Below are 23,101 nucleotides of genomic sequence, written 5' to 3' on the forward strand. Positions count from 1 at the left end.
ATGCGCGTACCGGACCAAAGCGATATTCGGAATCTGCTGTTGAAGGCCCTGCCGGCCGAGGCATTCCAAAAGCTCACCGGCGATGGCAGTCTGATCGAACTTCCGGCCAGACGTGTTCTGGTCGAAGCCGATCAGCCGAACGAGTATGTCTGTTTCATCGAAGGCGGTCTTGCCTCAATGGTGGCCGCCAATGGCGATGACGAAGCCGTTGAGGTCGGTCACATCGGACATGACGGCATGTCCGGCCTCCATGTCCTGCTGAGAACGGATACGACACCCAACCGCACCTTCGTTCAGGTCGCCGGCTCCGGCGTGCAGGTGTCGGTGAAAAGCTTCAAGCAGGTGCTGGCGGAATTTCCGGTCGCCAACGAACTGTTCCTCAAATACATGCATTGCTGCGACATTCAGCTGGCCCAGTCAGCGCTTGCGAACGGGCGCTACAACATGCACGAGCGGCTCGCCCGCTGGCTGCTGATGTGCCACGACCGGCTGAATGGCAGCGACCTGCCGCTGACGCATGAACTGCTGGCCATCATGCTCGGCGTGCGCCGCGCAGGCGTCACCAACGAATTGCACGTCATCGAAGGTCTTCGAGCGATCAGGTCGACGCGCGCCAATGTCAGGATCCTCGACAGGGACCGGCTGGAAGAAATCGCAGCCGGCTGCTACGGCGTTCCGGAGCGCGAATATCAACGTTTGATCGGTCTGCCGATCCGGCGCCCCACTAATCGGCACTCCTGATCGTATCGGCGAAAGGCACGATCAGAAGCAGGGTCCCCTGTTCGTCGCAGATGTAGATCTTTCTCGCTGAGATGTCTTTTCCCGAAAGAATTGCCTGACTCATGAGGGCTCTTGCATCCTGAACGGCTTCGCGCCTGGCGTCTTCAATGGTTGCCAGTTCCGAACCATCGGGATCAACGACCGTGCCGGTGTCTGAAACGACATTAAAATAAAATCTTGGCATCAGCCGCCCCATCGTTGCAGAATCAATGCCATAGCCTGTCTTAAGGTTCCTTGGAAAAGAACCAGGGCGCCCTTCAACGGCGACAATATCCTCGTTTCAAATCCTGCTGTCGAAATCAGTGGGACGTTTCGGCGCCGCCAGTGGCAAGACGCGTCATCGTCGCGCGAAGATCGAGGAGCTCCATAAGAATGATCTCCCATTCCTCGTCATCCGCTTTGGCAATCGATATGACCGAAGCGTCGATCATGCGAGGCAGACGATCGAGAGCCGGAGCTCGACCGAAGTTGTCCGGCACTCCATCGCGCAGATTTCTAAGATCGGCAACGATCTGTCGCAGAGCGATCTGCCGATCGACAAAACCGAGTTCGGAATGACCTGCCGGGGCAGGAGCACTTTGCCGGGTTCTATCCATCGTGCCCATCCGCCCGCCCGGCATTCTCGCGCACATGTGCGCAGGCCGGTGCATCCGGGGTGACGAGCAGGTCCTCTGGATCCAGATACACATGCCGCATCAGGCCTGCGAGCCTATGCTTGTCTCGAATGCCGCATTCGAACCAGGATACGAGTTCTCTGGCAATATGTTCGGCTGCCGGGCTGGCGATCCCGCATGATTTTTCCTGGCACCAGTCTTCAAGGACCGAGGTCAGCATTGCCACGTCGTCGGGCTGTAACGGCGGCTTCGTGATTCCCGCGTGCTGCATCATCCGCGTTCCTCCCCTTATATGCGACGATCCTAAACTTAGGGTCATCGATTTCAACAGCTGGTGCGAAAACGTACGGATCGCACGGCCGGCGCCCCGATCCCAACCGCCGGGGAACAAGGCGGCCCGGCAAGGGTTCGGCGGTCAGGGAAAAATGAACGTCGCATGACAGGCTCGAATATGGTAGGCACGATACAGGCGCGGACCCGCCTATGTTTCTAACCGCCATTGAACAGCATGATCACCCTAAAACCTGGATTACAGTAGGCGTCCGCCATGAAGTCGCTCAGTCCGGTCGCCGGCAAGACGATCCTTATCATTGGTGAAGCCGGCTTCCTTTCGGACGGTGCAAGAAAGGCGTTGATCGCGCGCCAGGCGGTGCTCGCCGGCCCCGTTGTCATCTCCAGCGCCATGGAATGCTTGAGCGAGGGCCTCCTGTTCGATGCGGTGATCATCGATGTGACGATTTCCGACGAGGCCATGCTCTGGATAAATGATTGGTTGGAGACACGGCGGATTCCTTTCATCTTTGCCTATGACGAGCGATCCGAAACACCGCCGGGCGGCTTTGTTGTCAGTGGGCGTCCTTCCGACGTGGACGCGATGATCGCCGCTCTGTTCGGAGGGGACTCGTCCTATTATCACTAAAGCGCCTCGCGTCCCTTCGGGCGCGCGATGCGGTGGATGTCCGCTTCCGTACAATGGAGGACGAGGAGTTGTTTCGGCTGCAATAGAGTCCCATTATTCAAAAAACGCACGGTGAAAAGCTTAGGGACCAGGGTCATGCTCGATTCTCAGTCCATCCATTTGAAAGCGCTCGATTCAGCCGATCTTAAGCGTCTGCAAATCGTCTTGGATGTGATCTGCCGCGAGGCCGGCAAAGCCGTGCGTTCGCCTGAAATGCAGGAGGTCGCCGCTCTGCTCATTCGCCTTTATCGCCACGGTTTGACTGACGAGGTCAAGCTGCTGTCGGTCGGCCGTCTGGCGTCGGCAAAAAAGGGGCTCTCCCGAACTGCTGCCATCACGGCGGGGCGGAGATCGAAACGGCCGCTCGGTCATCTCAATCTGACGAGGAGCAGCTCATGAATGACGGTGAAAAAGCGCGAGCCGACATCGAAGGAACCGAAAAGGAAACCGCTGATGCGAGGAAAAACCCGCCCGCCGGCCCTCACGCCAAGGATCATCTCATAGACGAAAGCAAAACGCCCGGCGCCGGCGCGCTGTCCGAGAAGGACGACAAGAGCATCACGCCAGGATCAGGCTGATCCACCGCCGGTCCGCCGAAAACACCGTCGGCTGCGGAACCTGCACCTTCGGGCGCGGTTCGAGGGAAATGGAGCCCGAAAAAGAAGTTCCCACCAATTATCAGGTAACGACGAACCCTGCCCTCACGGGACTTTTGGGACGCTGCCCGCGGTGCCAGCGGGGTCATCTGTTTTCCGGATATCTTACGCTCGCCCGAGGCTGCGAAGTCTGCGGCCTGGATTATTCATTCGCCGATCCGGCGGATGGGCCGGCCTTCTTCGCGATGTCGATCGTCGCCGTTCCGGCGCTCGCCTTTGCCCTCTGGTTCCAATTCACGTTCGAGCCGGCGATCTGGGTGCATCTCATCGTCAGCCTGCCCCTCAGCGTCATCGCCTGCATTCTCATTCTGAGGCCTTTGAAAGGCTGGCTCGTCTGCTCGCAATTCTTTCACAAGGCGGAGGAAGGCAGTATCGACAGAGCCTGGCATGCCTCCGAGAAGGAGCGGAGGGAGCGGTCCTGAGGCGCTCACGCGGCGGCATGCTTTTCAGCGGGCGAGATCCTTGCCGATCAGCCGCCGATATTCTTCTTCGGCAGCGCCGTAAGATCCGTGCGCCTCTTCGATCAATCCCCGCCGGTTGAGGATGACGATCTGGCGGCGCGTGGACCGGATCAGGCCTTTGCCTTCCAGCAGGTGCAGCGCGACCGTAACGCCGGCGCGGCGCACGCCCAGCATCACCGCCAGAAACTCATGCGTCAGCCAGATGGTCGCGCCGTCGGTCCTGTCATGGACCATCAGCAGCCAGCGCGCCAGCCGCTCCTCGAGCTTGGCATGGCCGTTGGCGAGCACCGTAGACGTCGTCTGCGCGAGCAGCGCCTGGACATAGGCGAGAAGTAGGCTGCGTAAGGGACGGCTTTCCTCCATCGCCGCGGAAAGGGTCGATGCCGGCAATTTGAAGCCATGGCCGGTGACTTGCATGAACGTCCGGTTAGCGGATTGATTGCCGCCGAGAATGACGGCCGCCCCCGTCATGCCCTCGCGGCCGACGATGCCCACTTCGATATCGCGCCCGCCTGGAAATCTCGCCACGATCGAGGCGAGCCCTGATTCGAGAATATAGACGTCGCTGACCGGGCTATTCTCCATTTCGAGGATCGTGGGCACCTCAAGGTCGACAGGCTCCAGATGCGGCAGCAGGAGTTGCTGCTCCTGCGGGCCCATGGCGCGCAAAAGTTCATTCCGAAAAATCAATTGTTGGTCATCCATGTCCGTCCGCGCATCGGTGTTATTCCGACCCTTGCTGCGGGCGAACCTAACCATCTCGAATCATTGAGCAATACATTGTGCAATAGCGTACAGAATCGGAGGTCTGCGCAGGATCAGCCACTATTCGCGCCAAGGCGCCTCTGCGATATCCAGGCTCTGACAAGGCTGTTCGCTCGGGCCGCCAGCCTAGTCGGCAATCGGTTGAAGCCGTGCGGGGCCTCCGGGAAGATGACGCAGTCGGCATTGCCGCTTTGGCTCTGCCATCGCTCATACATCGAGATGCTGTCGTCGAGGATCGGATCGAGCGCTCCGGCGACCAGCAGGGCGGGGGGCAGGCCAGAGAGATCGGCAAACAACGGACCCTTCGCCTCGCGCCCGGAAAGGCTTGGCGTCAGTCGCTGCAAATTGCGCAGCGCCGATGGCCCATCGATCACCAGGCTTCTGCCGGTCGAGAGCCGCAGACTTTGCGACCCGCCGAGATCGAAAGCACCGCACATGGAAACAAATCCGACAACCCTCTCCGCCTTGCCGCGCTCGCGAAGGTGAAGAAGCGCCTCCGCGGCGAGATGCGCGCCCGAGGATTCGCCACCCACGATAATCCGCTCGACCTCAAACTCGGCGAGATGATCGACGAGCCATTCGATCGCGACCTTGCTGTCCTGAAGAGAGAGGTCCAGCCGGTCGTCGGCGGCGTTATGAAAATCGACGCCGGCCACCAGTATTCGACAGTCTCTGGCGATTGGGCGGGTGATGCGGTCGTCAAGCCGGGCGTTGCCCATCACCCAGGCGCCGCCGTGGAAATGGACATAGAGGCCGCGCGGGGCTCCGTTCGGAAGCATCAACCTCAAGCCGATCCGTCTGCCGTCGGCTGTGACAATGCGGGTGACAACGTGCCTGCGGCGCAGCAGCCTGTCTGGAGCCAGCAGTTGCGCGACGCGAATTGAGGTCTGCACGATTTTGGCGTTCCAGCGCCTATCGGTATGATAGCTGGGAAGGAAGCGCAGCAAGGCATTGAGCCTGCGGGCGGCGCCGATCTCGCGGGAAGTGAACGGCGCCGGCCGCAGGCCCGATGCTGTTCGAGGGGTCATGTCCGTCACTTCGCTATCAGGCTTCATCGGCAGCAAAGGCAGGCGTCGCGGCCAGGAAGAGAAGGGAAAGGTTGAGCATCAGCCGCATCATTGTTCTCCGTGTTTATTCGGTTGAAGCAGGCGATTGCGCCCGAACGACCGGACCGAGAGTCGGTTCCCGAAACGAGGACAGATTTGAGCTGCATACGCGCGCGAACCAGGGGAAGTTGAAGCGGATTGACAACAATCCGGAGATCGAGGCCGGCCGGCAAGTCCGGCAACATTCCTTTCGTCGATTCCGCGCAAATCCGGAACCAAGAGCGGGCTGGTGAGTTGTGTGGGAGAGCCGCCTAGCGAGTCAGTATTTCGCACCTGAAACCATCAGACTGCGCCCAACCCACACTTCCGGAGGGCGAGCATTGGCAGCAACGACACCGACCAGGGAAAACCGGTTATTCGCCCTCTTGCCTCAGGAGGAGCTTTCAGCTGTCGTTGCTGATCTGGAACCCTGCGACACCCCTCGCGGCTTTCTCATGGCTAAAGCAGGCGCAACGATCGACTATGCTTATTTCCCGTGCTCGGGCGTAGGTTCGATCATCAATGTTTCGCCGGAGGGAAACCGCGTCGAGGCCGGATTGTTCGGCCGTGACGGGTTTGCACCCACGGCGGCAGCGATAGACGGAGGAATCAGCGTCACCGAGGTCGCCGTCCAGGTGCCGGGTTTTGCCTACCGGCTGCGGCAGGACAAGCTTGTGGATCTGATGAAAACGCAGCCGGTGTTTACCAGCCTGCTGCACAAGAGCACGCACATCCTTGCGACCCAGGCCGGGTTCACAGCGCTTTCTAATGCGATCCACGGGATCGATGAGCGGCTGGCTCGCTGGATCTTGATGTGCCACGACCGCATTGACGGCGACAAGCTCGCGCTCACCCATGAGTTCATCGCTCTGATGCTGGCAGTCAGACGGCCGAGCGTCACCACGGCGCTCCATCTGCTCGAGGGCAACCATTTCATCCGCTCGGTCCGCGGCCTGGTCATTGTCAGAGATCGCGTTGGCTTGGAGGAATTTGCCGCCGACGCCTACGGCAGGGCGGAGGAGGAATATGAGCGGTTGATTGGACCTCTCAGAAAATCGAAGCGACAGACTTTTGTAGGGTCATCGCACGCTGGTTGAAACAGCGCCAGCCAAATCCGGTACACCGTTCTTCTCCACGACCCCGGAAATTCGCCCCGCGACCGCCCAATGGGGATCGGCTCGACCCACTCGCACGATGCTTTCAGCTGCGCGTCTCAATGCGTTACAGCTTCACGTGCATGTGCTATAGAGCTGTATTGCAAAAATCCTTGGTTTTAACTGTAACCGATTGTCTGCTTTTACGAATGAGCTCTTTGACAGCATGACGACCGCCCATTCGGAAGAAGCCCTGAAAGCATTGATGCTTCTGTCCCTCGACGGGGACGAGGCTGCCTATCGGCGTTTGTTGACGGTTTTGCGCGTGCTGCTTGTCGGCTATTACAGCCGCAGGATGGCTGCGGCAACGAGGGCGGACATGGAAGATCTGGTCCAGGAGACGTTGCTGGCACTGCATTCCCGGCGATCCACCTATGACCGGACGAGACCTTTTACTGCCTGGTTTTTCTCGATCGCCCGCTACAAGCTGATCGACCATCATCGCGGCCGCGGCGGACGCAGGCTGGCGGAGACCGAGCTTGATGACGAGATCGAAAGCGACTTCAGCGAGGATAGGCTGACTGCCCGCATGGATGTCGAGCGGTTGCTCGACGGCTTGCCGCCGAGACAGCAGGAACTGATCCGCCAGGTGAAGCTCGAGGGCGGCTCGGTCGCCGACGCCGCAAACCGCACCGGCCAGTCCGAATCGGCGGTGAAAGTCAGCATCCATCGGGCGCTCAAGGCGCTCGGAGAGAGATTGCGAGGCACATCGTGACAAAGACGGACGATATCATCGAACGATTGGCAAGCGACCTGGAGCCGGTGCCGCGCAACGCGCTAGGGCGCCGCTTTGCACTCGGCATAGCGCCCGCCCTCGCATTTTCCCTGCTGCTGATGCTGATCATTCTCGGCCCCCGGGTCGATATGCCCGACGTATTGAGGCTGCCGGTCTTCTGGATCAAGTCGGCCTATAACGCGCTGATTGCGGCGGCCGCCTTTGCAGCCGTTTTTCGGCTTTCCCGCCCCGACGGTTCGGAAGGTCGCTTTTTCGGTCTGCTTGCCGTGATTTTCGCTGCCATGACGGCCGTCGCGGCCACCCAGCTCCTGATGGCACCGAGCGAGAACTATCGATTGCTGATCGTCGGGTCCTCGGCGCTGCATTGCCCGCTGCTCATCGCAGGCTTTGCGATCCCGGTCTATGCCGGCACGGTCTGGGCACTGCGCCGCGCGGCGCCTGTCGATCTGCGGCTGACCGGCTTCGTCGCCGGCATTGCCGCGGGAGCAGCCGGAGCCTGGGTCTATTCCTGGTTCTGCACCGAAAACGGCATGCCTTTCGTGTTGATCTGGTATACGCTCGGCATCCTGCTCATCGGCGCTGTCGGCGCCGTCACCGGACCCCGCCTGCTCCGCTGGTGACCCCTCTCGATTTCTTGATCTGGAACATTCCGGGTTTCCCTTGGTTCGAGGACCGAAGGAGAGAAGATGAGCCAGGAATCGGACCGTCGCGCTTTCATGATCTATTTGGGAGCCATTCTCTTGGTCGGGCTCGTGATCGTGTTCGGCGCTACGCTCTCGTGGAACTCGATCAGCATAAGCGGTCAGCCCACGCAATCTTCAACGGAAGCCAATCCTTGACGAAGTGGCCGAAAGACGACCCGATCCGCTTGGACCGGCCGAGCGACGAAGCGCAGCGGGATGCGCTGAAAAGCCTGTGGCTGGTCATTGCTGTGATCGCGACCGTGGTCGCTATCGCCTTTCTGCTCTACGTCTTGATCCTCGTTTACGGGGTCATGCAAAGGCTGTGAGCCGGCGCGACCTGAATGTGCCGCGGCCATTGAGGCAGCATCTATTTCTCCCTGCGCCGCGCAATCAGCTTCAGCCGGATGCCATAGTGATTGAGAGTTCCGGGAAGATTGGCGACGTCTAAAGAGGGATGCAGCAGCACAATCTCGGCGGCCGACAAGAACGTGCCGACGGCAAGGCTTGCAATCGTCGGTACGAGATTATGTGCCGGGCATATGATAGGCCCGGCACTGAAAGGCACGAGACCGGCGGCAGGCAACGCATCGTTTTGTCCCCAGATGCTCGGTTCCATCCTATTGGCATAGAGGAGCGCGGGGTCTCGATGGAAGAAGGGGACGAAGATGATGACGCCCGTGCCGCGAGCGATGACCCTGTCGCCTGATTGGATATCTTTGGTCAGCTGCCTGAGGATGGCGGGCGTCGTCGGCCAGAGACGCAAGACCTCCAGCAGACAACTGCGTGTGAAGGGCCGATCGAGATCCCCGCCGATGGCCTCTTCCACGGCTTTGCCCCAGTAGCTCACATGGCAGGCCAGCAAGGCGAGCGTCCTCATAACGGCAATTCCGGCTGCATCAAAGGCGAACAGCCATTGGGCCACCTGGTTTTCCGGAGCAAGCTCATCGCCTCTGGGAAACCGATTGACAAGACTGTGCTTCTCCGGCTCTCGAAGATAGCGGCCGACCTGGTCGTGAAACCGAGCAAGCTTGCGCTGATCGACCGGGGCGGCAAATGCCCAGTTCGCCCGGCCTCGAAGTTCGTTCAAGGTCTCGGTCAATGTGACGTCGTTGCGCGCTCGCTCGCCGAGGACAATTCGCCGGACGATCCGGAACCAGGCCTGAGAAAAGGCCGGCCAGTCGAGCTCACGGGGTAAGTTCAGGACCTGCAGGAATTCTTCGTCGACGATATTTTTGAAATGCATCATATATGGATGCAGCCGGTCTGCCGCTGCCAAAGCGTGCTCATGGGCAGGCCGAAGCTCGGCGCGCCGAGAGTCCGATGAGATAAGGACGTTTCTCGGCTCGAAGTGAACAAGGGCGGCATGCTTTTCCGTCGTCGCCGCGGCAAAGGGTTCGGGCGAGGATTGAAGCACCGCGGCGACATCGGCCGGATCGAGGATCAGCAGCTGTGGTCGCAATGGGATGGGCAGCAGAAGAGGAGCCGGCCCGTATTTGTTTCTCAGCCGCTGCATCTGTTCCACGGCGGTTCTGTCGAAGCCTTGCCGCTCCGCCAGACGCTCCATTGTCGGGCGGCGAATGATGATGCCCTTGGCAACCGTTGGGGCCACGACCGCCGTCAATACGCGGAGCGTATCGAGCCACCCGGCGCGATTAACTCTGAGAAAGATGGCGTGGCTTCGCGCGTTCATGACTCTTCAGCCTGGCCCGGCGGTTGGCCCATATCGATTCGATCTGCCGATCCTATCGATTTGGTTTGGACCCAGGACCACGACCGTTTGTTCCGCTCAAGGCGAAGCGGACCGGCGCAAGCCGCTCAATCGACGAGATGGTTTCCGAGCATCGCAATCAGGCACTCGCGGGCGCGGCTCACCCGGCTTTTCAACGTGCCGATCCGGCACCCGCACATTTTGGCGGCGTCTTCATAGCTCGTTCCGGCAGCCACCAATGTCAGAGCCCGGCGCCTGTCGTCGGAAAGACGCGTCAACGCCCGCTGCAATTCATGTTCCCGCAGTACCCACTCCTGGGTCGGGGCGATCGCCACCTGTTCCATCGCCGCGTCCATTCCGGCCGGCTCGCGCTTCTTCCGGCGATAATTGGTGCAAAAGGTGTTTCGCAGAATGGTGAAAAGCCAGGATTTGAGCGAGGTGCCGGGCTGGTAGAGGTGAAGCGAGTTCAGCGCCTTCAGCAGGGTTTCCTGAACAAGGTCGTCGATGTCATCATCGCTGCGCAGGAACCTTCGGGCAAAGGCGCGCAATGCTGGTGTCAGCTCGACGATCTCCCGCTCGATCGCGGATTTTTCTTTGCAATGCGATGCGGGGCGTACTGAAGACGAGGAAGCCATTTTTCTCTCCTGGGATGAGAAGGAAAGTCGCTGGCTCCCTATTCGTTGCCGTACGATACCGGACAAAAGTCCCGGCTTGGCCGGCGACTGCTCGCCGGCTCGAGGACGGGAACAACGGCCTCCCGCAATCGTTCGGTGATCGCCGTCCCGGTACTCTCGATCGGGCGGTCTCTTCCTTGGCCGGACAGAGATGACGCCCCCGCCCAAGGGGGCGTCATATTTCCGATCGGAACATCCGACCGATGCGAGAGTTGATTGTCGTCACGACACGCCACAGGAGGATTAAATGGCAACCGAGAAGACTCTGAACGATCTGTTTCTCGATACTCTCAAGGACATCTATTACGCCGAAAAGCAGATCCTGAAGGCCCTGCCGAAGATGGCCCGCGCCGCGCAATCGGAAGAGGGCAAGGCCGGTTTTCTGCAGCATCGCGACGAGACCCAGGCGCAGGTCGAGCGCCTCGAACAGGTTTTCGAGATGGTCGGCAAACCGGCACGCGGCAAGACCTGCGAGGCCATTCAGGGCATCATCGCCGAAGCCGAGGAGATCATGGACGAATTCAAGGGCACGGTCGCCCTCGATGCTGGTCTGATTTCGTCCGCACAGGCCGTCGAGCATTATGAAATCGCCCGCTACGGCACGCTGATCGCCTGGGCAAAGCAGCTCGGCCTCAAGGATGCAGTGCCACTGCTGCAGGCTACGCTTGCCGAAGAAGAGGCGACTGACAAGAAGCTCACGCAGCTCGCCGAGTCCTCGGCCAACGTCAAGGGCAAAGGCAAGGCAGCCTGAGCCGCTCGACCGCGGTGTCCATTCGCAACGGCCGCCGCCTCGGCGGCCGTGCTTTTCCCGGGGCTGCCTCGCAGATCAAAGACTGAGTTGCCAGATTTCGGCGGTAAGCAGATTCCCTTGGGGCGCGATGAGACGCACCGAGCTTACCCCGCTGAAGCCGGGCAGCCGCTTGGTTCCGGTCCAGCGGCCATCGTCGGCGAAGACCTCGATCGAACCTGCATCGAGGAATATCCGGATGGTCGACGGGCGCGCGCCGGCGGCGATGTAGCGTGGCGACACCTTGGCATTCGCCACCGAAAAGGGAATGCTCAGCCCATCGTCGTTCAACAGGACCTCGAGCGCCGCCTGCGGATGTTCGAACGTCAGGCGGAACGCGTTGCCCGCCTGCTGGAGGGTGAGCAGGATTTCGACGGCGCCGTTGGCGAGGTCGACAGCCCGGCCGTTCAGAAGGCCATCGGCATCCAGCCGGCGTTGCCGCAGGCTTTCCACGCCGGCAACCGGCGGCGTGATCAGCGCTCCGCCACGCAATGCCAACCGGCGCGGCAGCGTCATCGCCGTCGCCATATCGAGGTCTTTGGAGACATCGGTCCAGTTCGCGAGCCATGCGATGCCGACCGGACCCCTATCATCGACGAAGGACTGGAAGGCATAGGCGTCAGTGCCGAAATCCAGTTCCTGTTCGAATTCCACGGAGAAGCTGCGGCCATCGAAATGGCCGACGGTCGCAATCGTCATATTGCGCCGGCCCGTTGCCGGGTCGCGGCTTGTGAGAAGACCGAAAATCAGGGCCCAGCGCGTTGACGGGTCGTTCGCGGGACCGTCGAGAGGCACCAGGCAGGGGCACTCCGCCGCCGTCATCCCGAAGCGGTTTTCGCGATGGAGAATGTCGAGGAAGGTCCATCCCGTTGCCGCAGCCGGATCGTCCGTTTCGTAAAGCAGGATGACGCCGCCCTCGCGGTCCCGCGTGCCGAGCAGCATCTTCCATTTATCGTCCGGACCCATGAAGACATAGGGATCGCGGAAGTCGGTCGTCAGGCCGAGCCCGGCGGGGCGCCCCGGCAGGATCAGGCTTGCCGGTTCAACGTTGACAAGATCGCGGCTGGTGGCCGTGAACTGAACCTGCTCCTCCGGCTGCCGGTCCTTCAGATGCTCGGTGAAAAAGATGCGAATGCCGGCGCCATCGACGGGGATCGCCGAGCCGGAAAATGCGCCGCCGCGCCCATCGGCCCGCGCGGTGAGCTCGTCCGAAGGCGGAAGAAAGATTGGAAGATGCGTCCAGTGAAGGTAATCCTCCGAGACCGCATGCCCCCAATGCATGTTGTTCCACCGAAGACTGTGAGGATAGTGCTGGTAGAACAGGTGCACCCTGCCGCCGAACCTTCCAAACCCATTGGGATCGTTCATCCAGCCGAAAGGTGGGCGGAAATGATAGCCGCCGGCAGCCTCGGGCGCGGCATTGGCAGGCCTGACATGCAGCAGCCTTACGCCCTCATCATGAACGCGGGACTGACGGAAGGCATAGAGAACCGAGACTTCGGTTGTGACAGGGTCGTAGGAGAAGGCAGTTTCTCCGCCGCTTTCCAGCGTCAGCGGCCGAAACTCGAATTCATGGGGATTTGACGTTTCGACAGCACCGGCCGGATCGCCGTCGACATGTGCGCTCAGCCTTCCCGGCGCGCCACCATGCGAGGCCTTTATCCAGGCATGGATCGTGCTCCCCGCCGGCAGGACGGCGCTGATCGTCTCCAGCCCGCCTTCATCGGACGGAGACATCACTTGTCTTGTCATCAATTCAACCTTTCACGGCAGAGCCGATAAAGGAACTCACGAACCAGCGCTGGAAAACGAGGTAGAGCCCCAGGATCGGGATCATCATCAAAACGGAGGCGGCCATCGCGCGATCCCAGTAGATGCTGTCCTGCCCGAAAAAGGTCGCGATGGCGACGGCGATCGGCCGGGCATAATCCGTCTGCGTCACGAGGATTGGCCAGAGATACTGATTCCAGGTCTCGATGCCCATCAGGATCGATACGGTGGCAAGCGCCGGCAGGCTGAGCGGCAGGAAAATCGAGCGGTAGGCCCGGAAAAAGGAGGCGCCGTCCATCTCGGCGGCTTCCAGCAATTCCTTCGGCAGTTGCGTAAAGAACTGGTAGAACAGGAAGATGTAGAGCGGGCTCGCGACCCAAGGCACGATCTGCACCGCGAAGGTGTCGGACATTCCCGCCCTGGATACCATGATCACGAGGGGCATGATGATGCTTTCCTGCGGGATCACATAGAGCGCGATCACCACCGCCAGGATCACCGCCCGGCCGCGGAGCGATCCCCAGGCCAGGACGAAACCGGCCATCGAATTGACGATCAGGCCGGAGCAGACCGTGGTGACCAGGATGATCAGCGAGTTGATGAGGTAACGGCCGAAGGCGAGTTCGCCCGAGAGGTGGCCGACCTCCGCATAGTTGGAGAGCGTCGGGTTCGAAACCCAGAAGGCCCGGAAGCTGCCCATGTCGGCCAGGATCTGGAACCGATCGTCCTTGAGGCTCGCCACGACCAGGAGCAGCAATGGAGAGACGATTACCAGGGCGATAATGAAGATAGAGACCGTCTGGATGGTGCGCAAAACCCTTGCGACGGAGCGAGGCCGCGCAGCGCGGGCCTGCGGGATCGAGAGAGCGATATCAGACATCGAAGCGCCTCAGGAGCTGGCGCTGGATCAGCGCGATGATGAGAACGATGACGAACAGGATGACCGAGACGGCGGAGGCATAGCCCATCTTCTGCTCCTCAAAGCCGGCGCGGACCATGTAATGCACCACCGTTTCGGTGCTGCTCTTCGGCCCGCCCTGCGTGAGGATGGCGACTTGGGTATAGAGCTTGAACGCCTGGATGGTGGTGATCACGAGGACGAAGACATGGGTGGGCCGCAGGCCGGGCATGGTGACATGCCAGAAGCGTCGGAAGGCGTTGGCGCCGTCGATCTTTGCGGCATCGTAGAGTTCGTCCGGGATTCCCTGAAGCCCGGCAAGGTAGACGATCATCTGGAAACCATAGGCCTGCCAGGCCGAGAGCAGAACGAGCGAGAACATCGCCCATTCGGGATCGCCGAGCCAATCGATCGGCTGGATCGCGCCCCCGGAGAGAAAGCCGAGGATCTGGTTGAACGGTCCCGTGGGATATTGGAATAGGGTTCCCCAGATGACGCAGACTACGACCATCGACGTGATCGCCGGCAGGAAGAACATGCCGCGCAGCAGATTGCGGAACGGCAGCTTCTGATGGAGCAGCAGGGCCGTTGCAAAAGCCAGGCCGCATTGCACCGGAATGATCCAGAAGGTGAAGCGTGAGACGTTCCAGAGGGCGGTCCAGAAAAGATCGTCCTGGAAGATGCGGATGAAATTGTTGAACCAGACGAACCGGACGGGCGTCGGCCGCGGCACGAGAGGCTGGTTGGTCATCGCCGTCCAGAAGGACAGCAGGAACGGCACGATCAGAAAGAGGGTCAGCAGGATGACCGCCGGCGCGAGCATCGCCGCTTCCTGCATCAGCCGTCCCGTGTCATGCCGGCGCGCCGGAGTCTTTCGCACTGTTGTCGACGACGGTGTCGATTGTTGCATGACCATGGCATTCCTCCTCTCCAGGCCTCGAGTGCCGGTCCCGCCTTGCAACGTGGTGGACACGTCGCAAGGCTTCGATGGACCGGCACCGTTGGCTGTTATTCCTGATCACCGAACGGCGGATATCCATCGTTGTCCTCGATATCCTCGTCGATCTTCTTGGCGGCTGATGTGAGCGCCTCCTTGGGATCGCCGCCATTGAACACCTCGTCGACAGCCTGCATGAAGGCAGAGGTGATTGTGGGATAGGCGGGGTGCGGCGGGCGCGCGACAGCCGTCTTCGACGCCTGTTCGAAGGCGATGGCCATCGGGCCGCCATTGGCATAGAGCGGAGATTCGGCGGCGAAGCTCTTCAATCCGGGGTAGCCGGACTGGCTTGCCACATAGGCCCGATATTCCTTGTCCTTCAGCAGGAAACTGATGAACTTGGCTGCGATGTCGGGATGTTTTGAAGTCTTGGTAATCGCCCAGATCCAGGTGCCGTTCGGGCTCGCGCCCTTTGTCCCGAACTTGGGCAGCGGCAGGACGACGAGGTTGTCCTTCATGGCGGCTACCGCCTCCGCATAGACCCAATGTCCGCCGAGCGCCAGGGCCGCGGGATTGCCTTCGGCATAGAACTGGTTGGTGCCGGCCGACTGCGGCACGACCCAGCCGTTCTTGACCCATTTCTGCATCATCGCAAGCGCATCGACGCAGGCGTCGCTGTCGAGCGTGCCCTCGGATTTCCAGGCTTTGCGGTCGATCAGGTCACAGCCGGCCGATTGCAGGATCGGGCCATAGGCATAGGTGATCCATTCGGTCTTGATGCCGTAGCCGCGGAAGGTGTCGATCGGCCACTTCACGCCTTCGAGCTTCGAAAGCTTCTCGAGATAGGTTTCGAACTCCTCCCGGGTCCAGGCGTCGTCGACGGATTTCGGGATGCGGGCGCCGATCGCTTCGAGATATTTCCTGTTGCCGTAAAGAACGACGGAAGAGTCCGTCAGTCCGATCGCATAAAGATCCTTGTCGATCGGGTATGTGCCCTGAGCGATGTTGGACTCCGTCATGTCGTCGAGCAGATCCTTGTCGATCAGCGGCTTGATCGGCTGCAGATAACCCGACCAGACATAATTGGCGAGGAACGGCGCATCGAGTTCCATGATGTCGGGCAGCTGTTTGGCCATGACGGCCGCGCTGAACTTCTCGTTATAGGCATCGTGCGGCGCATAGATGAACTGGACATCGACATCGGGATTGGCGGCCTCGAAGCGCTCGGCCACCTTGCCATAGGCGGCGACAAAACCGGGATCGCCCTGATGCATGACCTGGATCGCCGTCTTCTCGGCTGCGACAGCCCATGTGGCGGCCAGTGCCGACGACAGGATCAGGGACTGAAGTAAACGTTTACCCATTAGAAATCCTCCTCAATTGAATGGGCCTTCCTCAATTTACACGGATGCCCGCTCCACCAACTGGAACGGCAGTTTCTGCACCCCGGCCGGGGGCCGGTGTTCGGCAAGCAGGATGTGCGCGGCCTGGCGGCCCATGGCGCGGTGGGGAAGCGCCATGGTGGTCAGCGGCGGATCGAGACGCGAGGCGATCTCGACCTGATTGTCGAAGCTCGCGACGGCGACATCATCGGGAATGGTCGCGCCCGAACGGCGCAGGGCGGCATAGACCTCCATCGCCACGCGATCATTGCCGCACAGGATGGCATCGGGACGTCGCGGACCCGTCATGAGATCATGCACATGCTGAGGGACAAGGCTGTGTGCCCGGTCGCTGTAGATGGCCTTGCTGACGGCGGGCAACACGATGGCCCCTGCCCCACCGATGCCGGCGTGATCGAGCGCCTGGCGAAAACCCAGTTCGCGCAGTTCGCCGGCGAGCAGTCCCGGCAGGTTGATGAAGGCGATATTGCGACGGCCCGCCTCGATGAGATGGGCCGTAATCTCGGCTGCCGCTCCCGTTTCATCCGGCACCAGTGACGTCACCCGGTCGTTGGCGTCGCGGCAGTTGATCATGACGCCGACCGTGTCGGCAAATTCGGGCGGCAGGTCGATGCTCTTGTGATACATGGCGGCATAGGCAATCGCGCGCGGGCGAAAGCGCCGCATCTCATCGAGGATCGATCCCACGCTGCGATGGCCGCCGAGCGTCATGGCGAAGACGGCCATGTCGGAAGCACGCACGGCGCCGTCGAGCCCCCTGATAATCTCCGTCGCGAAAGGCGAGGTGATCAGGTCATCGGCGACGAGGCCGACAAGCGGCATCCAGCCCTGCCGCATGCTGCGAGCGGCGAAGTTGGTGACATAACCGAGTTCCTCGGCGATCTCCTTGATCCGCCGACGCGTTTCCTCCGACATGCGCGCCGTGCCGCCATGCAGGGCGCCTGACACGGTCTTGACGGAAACGCCTGCGCGGGCGGCTATGTCGTTGAGCGAAGCAGACACGAGACCTCTTTGGGTTATCGATTACCCATATCGGTACCAATCCCTTTCCGATGAGTCAAGCGATGACAACTCCCTGCCCCTCTCAATCGATCTCCTCAGGGATGAAGCCGCCGGTCTGGCGTTTCCACAGCCGGGCGAACAACCCGTCCCGTTCGACCAGCTCTTCCGGCCGGCCTTCTTCGACGATGCGTCCGTGATCAAGGACGACGATGCGGTGCATCCTGGCGATCGTCGAGAGGCGGTGGGCGATGGCGATCACCGTCTTTCCCTCCATGACGAGGTTCAGCCTTTCCTGGATGGCAGCTTCGGATTCGCTGTCGAGCGCCGACGTCGCCTCGTCGAGAACCAGGATCGGCGCGTCCTTCAACAGCACGCGAGCGATGGCGACGCGTTGGCGCTGGCCGCCGGACAATTTGATGCCGCGATCGCCGACGTAGGCGTCATAACCCTTGCGACCTTCGCTGTCTGTGAGATCGGCGATGAAGGCATCGGCGCTTGCCATCTCCGTCACCCTTTCGATCTCTTCCTGCGTCGCCCCCGGCCGACCGTAGCGGATATTGTCGCCGACGGAACGGTGCAGCAGCGCAACATCCTGGGCGATGACGCCGATCGCGCGGCGAAGGCTTGCCTGCGTCACCGCGCGGATATCCTGCCCGTCGATCAGGATCGCGCCGCCCTTGATGTCGTAAAAGCGCAGGAGCAGGTTTGCGAGCGTCGTCTTGCCGGCGCCGGAGAGGCCGACCAGACCGACCTTCTCGCCGGGCCGGACCGTTAGCGAGAGGTTGTCGATCACGGGTTTGCCGGACTTATAGGCGAAACGCACTTTCTCGAAACGGATCTCCCCCTGCTGCACCGTGAGATCGGCCGCATCCGTCCGGTCGGTGATGGCGGGCGGCGTCGTCATGACGGGCATGGCGTCCTTGATCGTGCCGATCGCCTGGAAGATCTGCTGGCCCATCTGCATGAAGACGAAGATCTGCGAGGACAGCCGGTTGAGGATATAGACCGCGCCGACGAACTCGCCGACCGTGAGAAAGCCTTTGACGAGACCGGAAAATCCGATCGCCAGCATGGTCAGCCACAAGAGCGTATTGAGGATGACGACGGTCACTTCCGACGAGCGGTAGATGCGCTGCTCGGCGTGCTGCGTCTGCACGGCCTTTCCGATGATGCGGCGGATTGCGCCCGCCTCGCTGTCTTCGGCTGCAAACTGCTTGATCATCTGCATGTTGGTGTAGAGATCAGTGATGGCGCCGGCGACCAGGCTGCGCTGCTTGGCGGTGCGGCGCGAGCGCTCGACGAAGATCGGCACGATCCTCGCGGCGAAGGCGACGTTGAGCGTGATCCACACGACGACGGGCAAAGCAAGCTGCCAGGCGAGCGCGCTCAGCAAAATCACTGAGCCCACCAGCTGCATCAGGAAGCGCGGAATGGATTGGAAGCCGGCGAGGATCTGCTGTTGGACGGCAGAGGAGACCTGCTGCAGCCGCGAGGAAACCTGGCCGGCATAGAGATCATGGAAGAAGGCAAGATCCTGCCGCTCCACGGCCTTATGACCCTGCCACTGGATGGCGGCCGGCATGGCGATGCCCAATGTATGCGAGTTCAGCGTATTGAGCACGAAAGACACGATCGGCATCACCGGAAAGATCAGAAAACCGAGAACGGTCAGTAGCAGCCATTCGCTGCGCAGGAAGACGGCAGCGCCCTGCTCAGTCACGCCGTCAACGATGACCGAGAGCCCCCAGACGATCGTCAGGTTGATCACCTCGAACACCATGGAGCAAAGCGCCAGCGCAATCAGCACACCGCGGAACATCGAGATGAAATGCAGGAGCACGGTGACCGGCCCCTTCGACGGCAGCGGTCGGTAGGGAATGTCGAGCGGCCGGATCAGGGTTTCGAAGGGACGATAGATCGCATCTGAAATCGACATGGGCCGCTCGGTCGAATGTTGAAATAAGGGCGAGGGACTCAATGCTACGCAGCCGGAGGATAGGATCACCTTGCGGCTGCAATCTCAACTAGAATTTTAGTGATTGTTTGCGGGCGGGAGGCTAACGAAAAATAGGGCTGGAGGGTGCGCGGATCGCGCGGAAATAGGTTAGCTTCTTATATCATTCTCAACGCCCTTCTCGGATGCGGCGTCTCTGCCTGGATGGCGCGGGCGCCCTCCGGCTTCCCGATCGTGACGCGCGCAGGCCGGAGGGGAAGGAGCCTCGAAGGACGCCTTCCAACGCTGCTCCTTGCATTCATCTGAAGTCGGCGCACCCGCCTCGTCTGTCGAGGCCCCTCGGGACACCTCAGTATGAGGCTCTCTTGAATGCCGAACCCCGCCGAAGCGGGGTTCTTGGTGCGTGGCAGGCCGGTCAGTTGTTATGCGCCGCGCAAGCTTCGTCCATCGGAGTGGCGTTGCTCGTGCCGCCCTGCGTCTGGAGATTGGCGGAGTTGTTGACCGGGTTCGGGCACTTGGTCTTGTCCATTTTCATCGTGCCGCTGGTCGTTGAGCCGGTCGTGGTGGTATCAGTGGACATCGGCTTCTTGGCTTTCATGTCGCCGCTCGCGCCACCGCCCTGATCGGCCTGGTTCTTGTCGATCGTGGCCCCGGCCGGAGCCGGATTGGACTGGGCGAAGGCTGATGTGGCCATGCCGAGTGCGAGAAGCGAGGCTGCTACGAGTTTCATACGCATCCTGATATCCTCCTTGGGATGTTGCGTGATTGGCCCATCCACAACCTCGCCAGGACATCATTGTTCCGCAGCTGCTGATGACAAATTGCGCCACACCCCCCGACGCTCCATCAACACCCGCCATGATGGCTTTTCATCGCCGGCATTAGCCCTCCGATCTGTTCAAGCCTTTGGCGTGTTGCGGGCCACCAGGCGCGGGCGTATTATGATTTTAGGATTGGACCAGGAGCGATGAGTGATCATCGCGCACGGAGGTCCTGATGAATACGTCACCTTCAAACGGTCGCGACGCAAAAACGTTGCCACCCGCGGTGATCTCGGCCCTGCGGGTCCACGAGTTGACCGCCCACGCGGATGTCATCGCCTTGCTGCCCGACCCGGCGAGTGCTCGCATCTGCCTCGATATCGCGGAAGACGCCGCTCGAGCCATCAATGGCAGCATGGCGGCCGCCCATGTCGGTGCAGATCCGGAACGGATGATCGCCGCACCCGAAGAAATCGACTTGCAGATGCTGCGCGACATGGACGAGGGTTCGCCACAACAACGCCTTGAGCGGGTGATAAGCGTCTTCGAGAGCTGGAAGAAAGTCAATCCGGGCCGAAGCGACCTGCTGCTTGATGATTGTCGCGGTGATCTCGGTCGCTGCGTCACATCCGAATGCCACGAGAGTGCACTGGTGGTCACGCCGTACCACGGCAACATGGATGCCCGCGATGCATTCCACGACCTGCTTTTCAACGAACGCAAGCTCGTGCTCGTGCCGCCTGCAGGCTGCTATTCCGGCCATCTCCTCCAGCGTGTCGTGATCGGTTGGAAACCGCACGATCATGCACGAGCGGCCGTCGTTGCCGCAAGGCGCTGGCTGGCGGTGGCGGAGCACGTCACCGTTTTGTGCGTCAACGACAAGCCCGACGGCAGCTATCAGTTTACCGCCAGGGAACTGATTGCGCAGCTCGGCTTGAAAGGCGACATCGTCGCGATCCGCTCGGAGGGTCGTCCGGTTGCCGAGGCCATTCTAGATTTCGCGGGTTCCGTTGGCGCAACCTGCCTGCTGATCGGCGCTTTCAAGCATAGCTATTTCCTCGAACTGCTTCTCGGCCGCGTCACTCGCTACCTGCTGTCGCACGCGAGACTTCCCTTGATGATGAAGCATTAGAGAGGTGCGATTTTCGTTCCCGCCGTCGATTTTCGCGCGTGCCTTTCCAAGGAACCGCAGCGAACACTCCCCCTCTGCTCTGTGCCCCGATGATTCAGGGCCGCGAAGTGCTTATGCTTAGCGACGGTCGCGAAGCTGCGCAGGTTCAGAATCTCGCATGGGGCTATTCCGACCGGTTTGACTGCGTCTCCCGACGCGCTTCCCTTCGAGCCAGGAAAAAGATCGGAAGGGATGCAAGCTGCGCCGTTGCGACGAACGCGGCAAGCGCAGGCGTCGAGCGATCATAGAGCAATCCCGTTGCGACGCTGCCCAGCAGCCAACCTCCACCATAGGCCGAATAGAACATGCCGAACCCCAGACCCCGACGCCCTTCCGGGAGCAGCCCGGCGATGATTGCCTTCATCAGCGTGTCCTGCACCGCGTAACCGATGCCCCACAATGGCATTGCGATGACAGCCATCGCGAAGCCGCCCTGGAGTAGAAGCGGCGCGAAGCAAGCAGACAGCACGATCCCCACAGTGAGCGCCACCTTATCCGACCAGTCGTAGAGCCTGCCGAGGATCAGGTTGGCCGCCACCCCTGATCCGGTGGAGAAGGCAAGCAACACCGGGATCCATTCAGATGGGACGGTCCGAGTGCGCTCCAGATGGTATGCTCCGAGCTCATAACTGAGCAACCCGGCGGCAAAGAGCGCGCCGGCGCCCATGTAGAGCCAGTAAAGGCAGGCCTAGCGTTTTCGCCGTGGCGGTGCGGCCCTGCTCCAATCGCTCGGGAACGGGGAACGTCAGCCGCGCAGCGATGAGTGCCATGATTGCAAGCACAACAGAAATGGTTAGCAGGGCGTAGGCGGTTCGATAGTCGCCACGCAGGAACAAAATGAGAGCGGCAATCAATGGCCCCAGCGTCGCCCCCGCCTCGTCGAGGGCGGTATTGAGGCCGAAGGCCCAGCCTCGCCCGAGTTCGCCGGTGGTATAGGAGATCATTGTCTCGACCGTCGGCTTGCGCACGGCACGGCCAGCCCGTTCGGCAATGATCAGGGCCCCCGCAAGCTCCCAACTCCCCGCCAGTAACATTGCGGGCACGGCGCAGAGATTGATCGCGTAGCCGGCAAAGGTAATCGCCCAATAGGCGCGGCTCCGGTCGGCGATCCAGCCGGCGACGGGCCGCAGCGCATATCCAAGGAATTCCCCTATGCCGGCAATGACGCTGATCGCAGCGGCACTCGCCCCCAGCATTGCAAGGAACTGGCCGTTGATCGCCGCGCCACCTTCATAGGTGAGGTCGCCGAAAAGATTGACGACTCCCATGATCAGCACGAAGCGGAGGGCGGACGAACCGCCACTATCGAGCCCTCTCATATGCGACTCCTTCTACCGCATCTATTACGCGGACGTTGCTCGCCTCTTCGACCGGCAGACGCAGCAGCGTCTCAACGCCTGATCCCTCAGGATGCAGAGATCAAATTCTGCGGTCGAAGAGCACCAGCGACCGGATGTCCTTCAAGCGGAACACCTGGGCGGGCCGATTGCTTGCCCGGCGCATCTCGCCTTCGACCGGCTCCAGGAAATCGGCTTCCGCCATGCGCTTTCGAAAAGCCGATTTGTCGAGCTTGCGGCCGAGAAGGCTCTCATAGACCGATTGCAGTTCGCTCAATGTGAAATGGGCCGGCAGCAGATGGCCGGGCAGGTTTGTATATTCGACCTTGCTCCGGATACGGCCGAGCGCCTCCTTGAGCAGGGACGCGTGGTCGAAAGCAATGGGAAAACCGACGCCCTCGCCCTCGACCGGCCGCCATTCTGCCTCCTCGGCCATGGCGTTCCGCCGTTCCGCGACATCATCGGCCGAAAGCAGCGCGATATAGACGATGCTGATGCTCCAGCCTCTCGGGTCCCTGCCGGCGCTGCCAGTCGTTTGCAGCTGTTCGAGATAGGGTGTTTCGACGCCGGTCTTTTCCTTCAGCACCCGCCGCGCCGCAGCCTCCAGATCCGCATCCTCGTCAATATGGATCCAGCCGCCGGGCAACGCCCATTCGCCGGAAAAGGGCGCGGCCGCCCGCCGGACGAGAAGCACGGCGAGCCCTTCCGACGACAGCGAAAAGATCGCGAGATCGACGGTCGCGATCGGTTTGAAGGCGTCGTTGTCGTGTGTGGTCATGGTGGGAAGATAGCACGCCTACGCCTTAG

At 61.1% G+C, this 23,101-nt stretch carries 29 protein-coding genes; 12 read left to right on the forward strand and 17 right to left on the reverse strand.

What is annotated here, in order from left to right; translation table 11 throughout:
• Positions 1 to 741: a Crp/Fnr family transcriptional regulator gene (locus tag J7U39_RS20210; protein WP_210632039.1), complete on the forward strand. Its 741-nt coding sequence runs from the start codon at positions 1 to 3 to the stop codon at positions 739 to 741.
• Here J7U39_RS20210 and J7U39_RS20215 read toward each other — a convergent pair.
• The 3 genes from J7U39_RS20215 to J7U39_RS20225 form a co-directional block, all read right to left on the reverse strand.
• Positions 725 to 964, reverse strand: coding sequence for a hypothetical protein (locus J7U39_RS20215; RefSeq protein WP_210632040.1), 240 nt, complete (start codon positions 962 to 964; stop codon positions 725 to 727). The two genes, J7U39_RS20210 and J7U39_RS20215, sit on opposite strands and share 17 nt — an antisense overlap.
• A 115-nt stretch (positions 965 to 1,079) precedes the next feature.
• Positions 1,080 to 1,376: a hypothetical protein gene (locus J7U39_RS20220; protein WP_210632041.1), complete on the reverse strand. Its 297-nt coding sequence runs from the start codon at positions 1,374 to 1,376 to the stop codon at positions 1,080 to 1,082.
• Positions 1,369 to 1,668 carry a hypothetical protein gene (locus J7U39_RS20225; RefSeq protein ID WP_210632042.1) on the reverse strand — a complete coding sequence of 100 codons (300 nt, stop codon included), beginning with the start codon at positions 1,666 to 1,668 and terminating at the stop codon, positions 1,369 to 1,371. Before J7U39_RS20225 ends, J7U39_RS20220 begins: the two co-directional genes overlap by 8 nt.
• A gap of 273 nt (positions 1,669 to 1,941) precedes the next feature.
• Here J7U39_RS20225 and J7U39_RS20230 point away from each other — a divergent pair, with 273 nt between their 5' ends.
• The 4 genes from J7U39_RS20230 to J7U39_RS20245 all read left to right on the forward strand — a co-directional run bounded on the left by J7U39_RS20230 (position 1,942) and on the right by J7U39_RS20245 (position 3,430).
• A complete protein-coding gene (locus J7U39_RS20230) occupies positions 1,942 to 2,313 on the forward strand; it encodes a hypothetical protein (protein ID WP_210632043.1) in 372 nt (123 codons plus the stop codon).
• Positions 2,314 to 2,472: 159 nt separating this feature from the next.
• Complete coding sequence (locus J7U39_RS20235; protein WP_247241773.1) at positions 2,473 to 2,751, forward strand: hypothetical protein; 279 nt, start codon at positions 2,473 to 2,475, stop codon at positions 2,749 to 2,751.
• Positions 2,748 to 2,930, forward strand: a complete 183-nt coding sequence (locus J7U39_RS20240) for a hypothetical protein (RefSeq protein ID WP_210632044.1) — start codon at positions 2,748 to 2,750, stop codon at positions 2,928 to 2,930. The genes J7U39_RS20235 and J7U39_RS20240 overlap by 4 nt, the downstream gene beginning before the upstream one ends.
• 68 nt (positions 2,931 to 2,998) lie before the next feature.
• Positions 2,999 to 3,430, forward strand: coding sequence for a DUF983 domain-containing protein (locus tag J7U39_RS20245; RefSeq protein ID WP_210632045.1), 432 nt, complete (start codon positions 2,999 to 3,001; stop codon positions 3,428 to 3,430).
• A 24-nt stretch (positions 3,431 to 3,454) separates the two neighbouring features.
• Here J7U39_RS20245 and J7U39_RS20250 read toward each other — a convergent pair whose 3' ends face one another.
• Positions 3,455 to 4,174: a Crp/Fnr family transcriptional regulator gene (locus tag J7U39_RS20250; RefSeq protein WP_097601685.1), complete on the reverse strand. Its 720-nt coding sequence runs from the start codon at positions 4,172 to 4,174 to the stop codon at positions 3,455 to 3,457.
• Between the two features lie 113 nt (positions 4,175 to 4,287).
• Entirely contained in the window at positions 4,288 to 5,262 is a 975-nt protein-coding gene (locus J7U39_RS20255) for an alpha/beta hydrolase fold domain-containing protein (RefSeq protein WP_210632046.1), read from the reverse strand.
• Positions 5,263 to 5,660: 398 nt separating this feature from the next.
• On the opposite strand from J7U39_RS20255, the gene J7U39_RS20260 reads away from it, so the two are divergent.
• The 5 genes from J7U39_RS20260 to J7U39_RS20280 all read left to right on the forward strand — a co-directional run bounded on the left by J7U39_RS20260 (position 5,661) and on the right by J7U39_RS20280 (position 8,218).
• Positions 5,661 to 6,416 (forward strand): Crp/Fnr family transcriptional regulator, encoded by a 756-nt coding sequence (locus J7U39_RS20260; protein WP_210632184.1) that lies wholly within the window; start codon positions 5,661 to 5,663, stop codon positions 6,414 to 6,416.
• A gap of 223 nt (positions 6,417 to 6,639) precedes the next feature.
• Positions 6,640 to 7,188, forward strand: a complete 549-nt coding sequence (locus J7U39_RS20265) for a sigma-70 family RNA polymerase sigma factor (RefSeq protein WP_210632047.1) — start codon at positions 6,640 to 6,642, stop codon at positions 7,186 to 7,188.
• Positions 7,185 to 7,829, forward strand: a complete 645-nt coding sequence (locus tag J7U39_RS20270; RefSeq protein ID WP_210632048.1) for a DUF1109 domain-containing protein — start codon at positions 7,185 to 7,187, stop codon at positions 7,827 to 7,829. Before J7U39_RS20265 ends, J7U39_RS20270 begins: the two co-directional genes overlap by 4 nt.
• A gap of 66 nt (positions 7,830 to 7,895) precedes the next feature.
• Positions 7,896 to 8,048, forward strand: coding sequence for a hypothetical protein (locus J7U39_RS20275; RefSeq protein WP_210632049.1), 153 nt, complete (start codon positions 7,896 to 7,898; stop codon positions 8,046 to 8,048).
• Positions 8,045 to 8,218: a hypothetical protein gene (locus J7U39_RS20280; RefSeq protein ID WP_210632050.1), complete on the forward strand. Its 174-nt coding sequence runs from the start codon at positions 8,045 to 8,047 to the stop codon at positions 8,216 to 8,218. Before J7U39_RS20275 ends, J7U39_RS20280 begins: the two co-directional genes overlap by 4 nt.
• A gap of 41 nt (positions 8,219 to 8,259) precedes the next feature.
• Here the strand turns inward: J7U39_RS20280 and J7U39_RS20285 are convergent, their stop codons facing one another.
• The gene (locus J7U39_RS20285; RefSeq protein ID WP_210632051.1) at positions 8,260 to 9,582 is read right to left on the reverse strand and encodes a cytochrome P450; all 1,323 of its coding nucleotides are present in this window, start codon (positions 9,580 to 9,582) and stop codon (positions 8,260 to 8,262) included.
• Between the two features lie 125 nt (positions 9,583 to 9,707).
• Positions 9,708 to 10,235 (reverse strand): sigma-70 family RNA polymerase sigma factor, encoded by a 528-nt coding sequence (locus J7U39_RS20290; RefSeq protein WP_183704965.1) that lies wholly within the window; start codon positions 10,233 to 10,235, stop codon positions 9,708 to 9,710.
• A 286-nt stretch (positions 10,236 to 10,521) separates the two neighbouring features.
• Between J7U39_RS20290 and J7U39_RS20295 the strand changes: the two genes are divergently transcribed.
• Entirely contained in the window at positions 10,522 to 11,025 is a 504-nt protein-coding gene (locus tag J7U39_RS20295) for a ferritin-like domain-containing protein (protein WP_097601680.1), read from the forward strand.
• A gap of 75 nt (positions 11,026 to 11,100) precedes the next feature.
• Here J7U39_RS20295 and J7U39_RS20300 read toward each other — a convergent pair whose 3' ends face one another.
• The 7 genes from J7U39_RS20300 to J7U39_RS20330 all read right to left on the reverse strand — a co-directional run bounded on the left by J7U39_RS20300 (position 11,101) and on the right by J7U39_RS20330 (position 19,761).
• On the reverse strand, positions 11,101 to 12,813 hold the full coding sequence (locus J7U39_RS20300; RefSeq protein WP_210632052.1) for a glycoside hydrolase family 32 protein: 1,713 nt from the start codon (positions 12,811 to 12,813) through the stop codon (positions 11,101 to 11,103).
• Positions 12,814 to 12,817: 4 nt separating this feature from the next.
• The gene (locus tag J7U39_RS20305; RefSeq protein ID WP_210632053.1) at positions 12,818 to 13,711 is read right to left on the reverse strand and encodes a carbohydrate ABC transporter permease; all 894 of its coding nucleotides are present in this window, start codon (positions 13,709 to 13,711) and stop codon (positions 12,818 to 12,820) included.
• Positions 13,704 to 14,645, reverse strand: a complete 942-nt coding sequence (locus J7U39_RS20310) for a sugar ABC transporter permease (protein WP_210632054.1) — start codon at positions 14,643 to 14,645, stop codon at positions 13,704 to 13,706. Before J7U39_RS20310 ends, J7U39_RS20305 begins: the two co-directional genes overlap by 8 nt.
• A 92-nt stretch (positions 14,646 to 14,737) precedes the next feature.
• Positions 14,738 to 16,030, reverse strand: a complete 1,293-nt coding sequence (locus J7U39_RS20315; protein ID WP_210632055.1) for a sugar ABC transporter substrate-binding protein — start codon at positions 16,028 to 16,030, stop codon at positions 14,738 to 14,740.
• Positions 16,031 to 16,066: 36 nt separating this feature from the next.
• Entirely contained in the window at positions 16,067 to 17,071 is a 1,005-nt protein-coding gene (locus tag J7U39_RS20320; RefSeq protein ID WP_210632056.1) for a LacI family DNA-binding transcriptional regulator, read from the reverse strand.
• 82 nt (positions 17,072 to 17,153) lie between these two features.
• Positions 17,154 to 19,007 carry an ABC transporter ATP-binding protein gene (locus tag J7U39_RS20325; RefSeq protein ID WP_210632057.1) on the reverse strand — a complete coding sequence of 618 codons (1,854 nt, stop codon included), beginning with the start codon at positions 19,005 to 19,007 and terminating at the stop codon, positions 17,154 to 17,156.
• A gap of 433 nt (positions 19,008 to 19,440) precedes the next feature.
• On the reverse strand, positions 19,441 to 19,761 hold the full coding sequence (locus J7U39_RS20330) for a hypothetical protein (RefSeq protein ID WP_210632058.1): 321 nt from the start codon (positions 19,759 to 19,761) through the stop codon (positions 19,441 to 19,443).
• A gap of 260 nt (positions 19,762 to 20,021) precedes the next feature.
• Here J7U39_RS20330 and J7U39_RS20335 point away from each other — a divergent pair, with 260 nt between their 5' ends.
• Entirely contained in the window at positions 20,022 to 20,918 is an 897-nt protein-coding gene (locus tag J7U39_RS20335) for a universal stress protein (RefSeq protein ID WP_210632059.1), read from the forward strand.
• A 163-nt stretch (positions 20,919 to 21,081) separates the two neighbouring features.
• On the opposite strand, the gene J7U39_RS31835 is transcribed toward J7U39_RS20335, so the two are convergent.
• The 3 genes from J7U39_RS31835 to J7U39_RS20345 form a co-directional block, all read right to left on the reverse strand.
• The gene (locus J7U39_RS31835; protein ID WP_247241774.1) at positions 21,082 to 21,624 is read right to left on the reverse strand and encodes an MFS transporter; all 543 of its coding nucleotides are present in this window, start codon (positions 21,622 to 21,624) and stop codon (positions 21,082 to 21,084) included.
• Positions 21,581 to 22,276: an MFS transporter gene (locus tag J7U39_RS31840; protein WP_247241775.1), complete on the reverse strand. Its 696-nt coding sequence runs from the start codon at positions 22,274 to 22,276 to the stop codon at positions 21,581 to 21,583. The genes J7U39_RS31835 and J7U39_RS31840 overlap by 44 nt, the downstream gene beginning before the upstream one ends.
• Positions 22,277 to 22,376: 100 nt before the next feature.
• The gene (locus J7U39_RS20345; RefSeq protein WP_210632060.1) at positions 22,377 to 23,072 is read right to left on the reverse strand and encodes an NUDIX domain-containing protein; all 696 of its coding nucleotides are present in this window, start codon (positions 23,070 to 23,072) and stop codon (positions 22,377 to 22,379) included.
• Positions 23,073 to 23,101: the final 29 nt, after the last annotated feature.

Source organism: Rhizobium sp. NLR16a (genome assembly GCF_017948245.1).
Classification (GTDB): domain Bacteria; phylum Pseudomonadota; class Alphaproteobacteria; order Rhizobiales; family Rhizobiaceae; genus Rhizobium.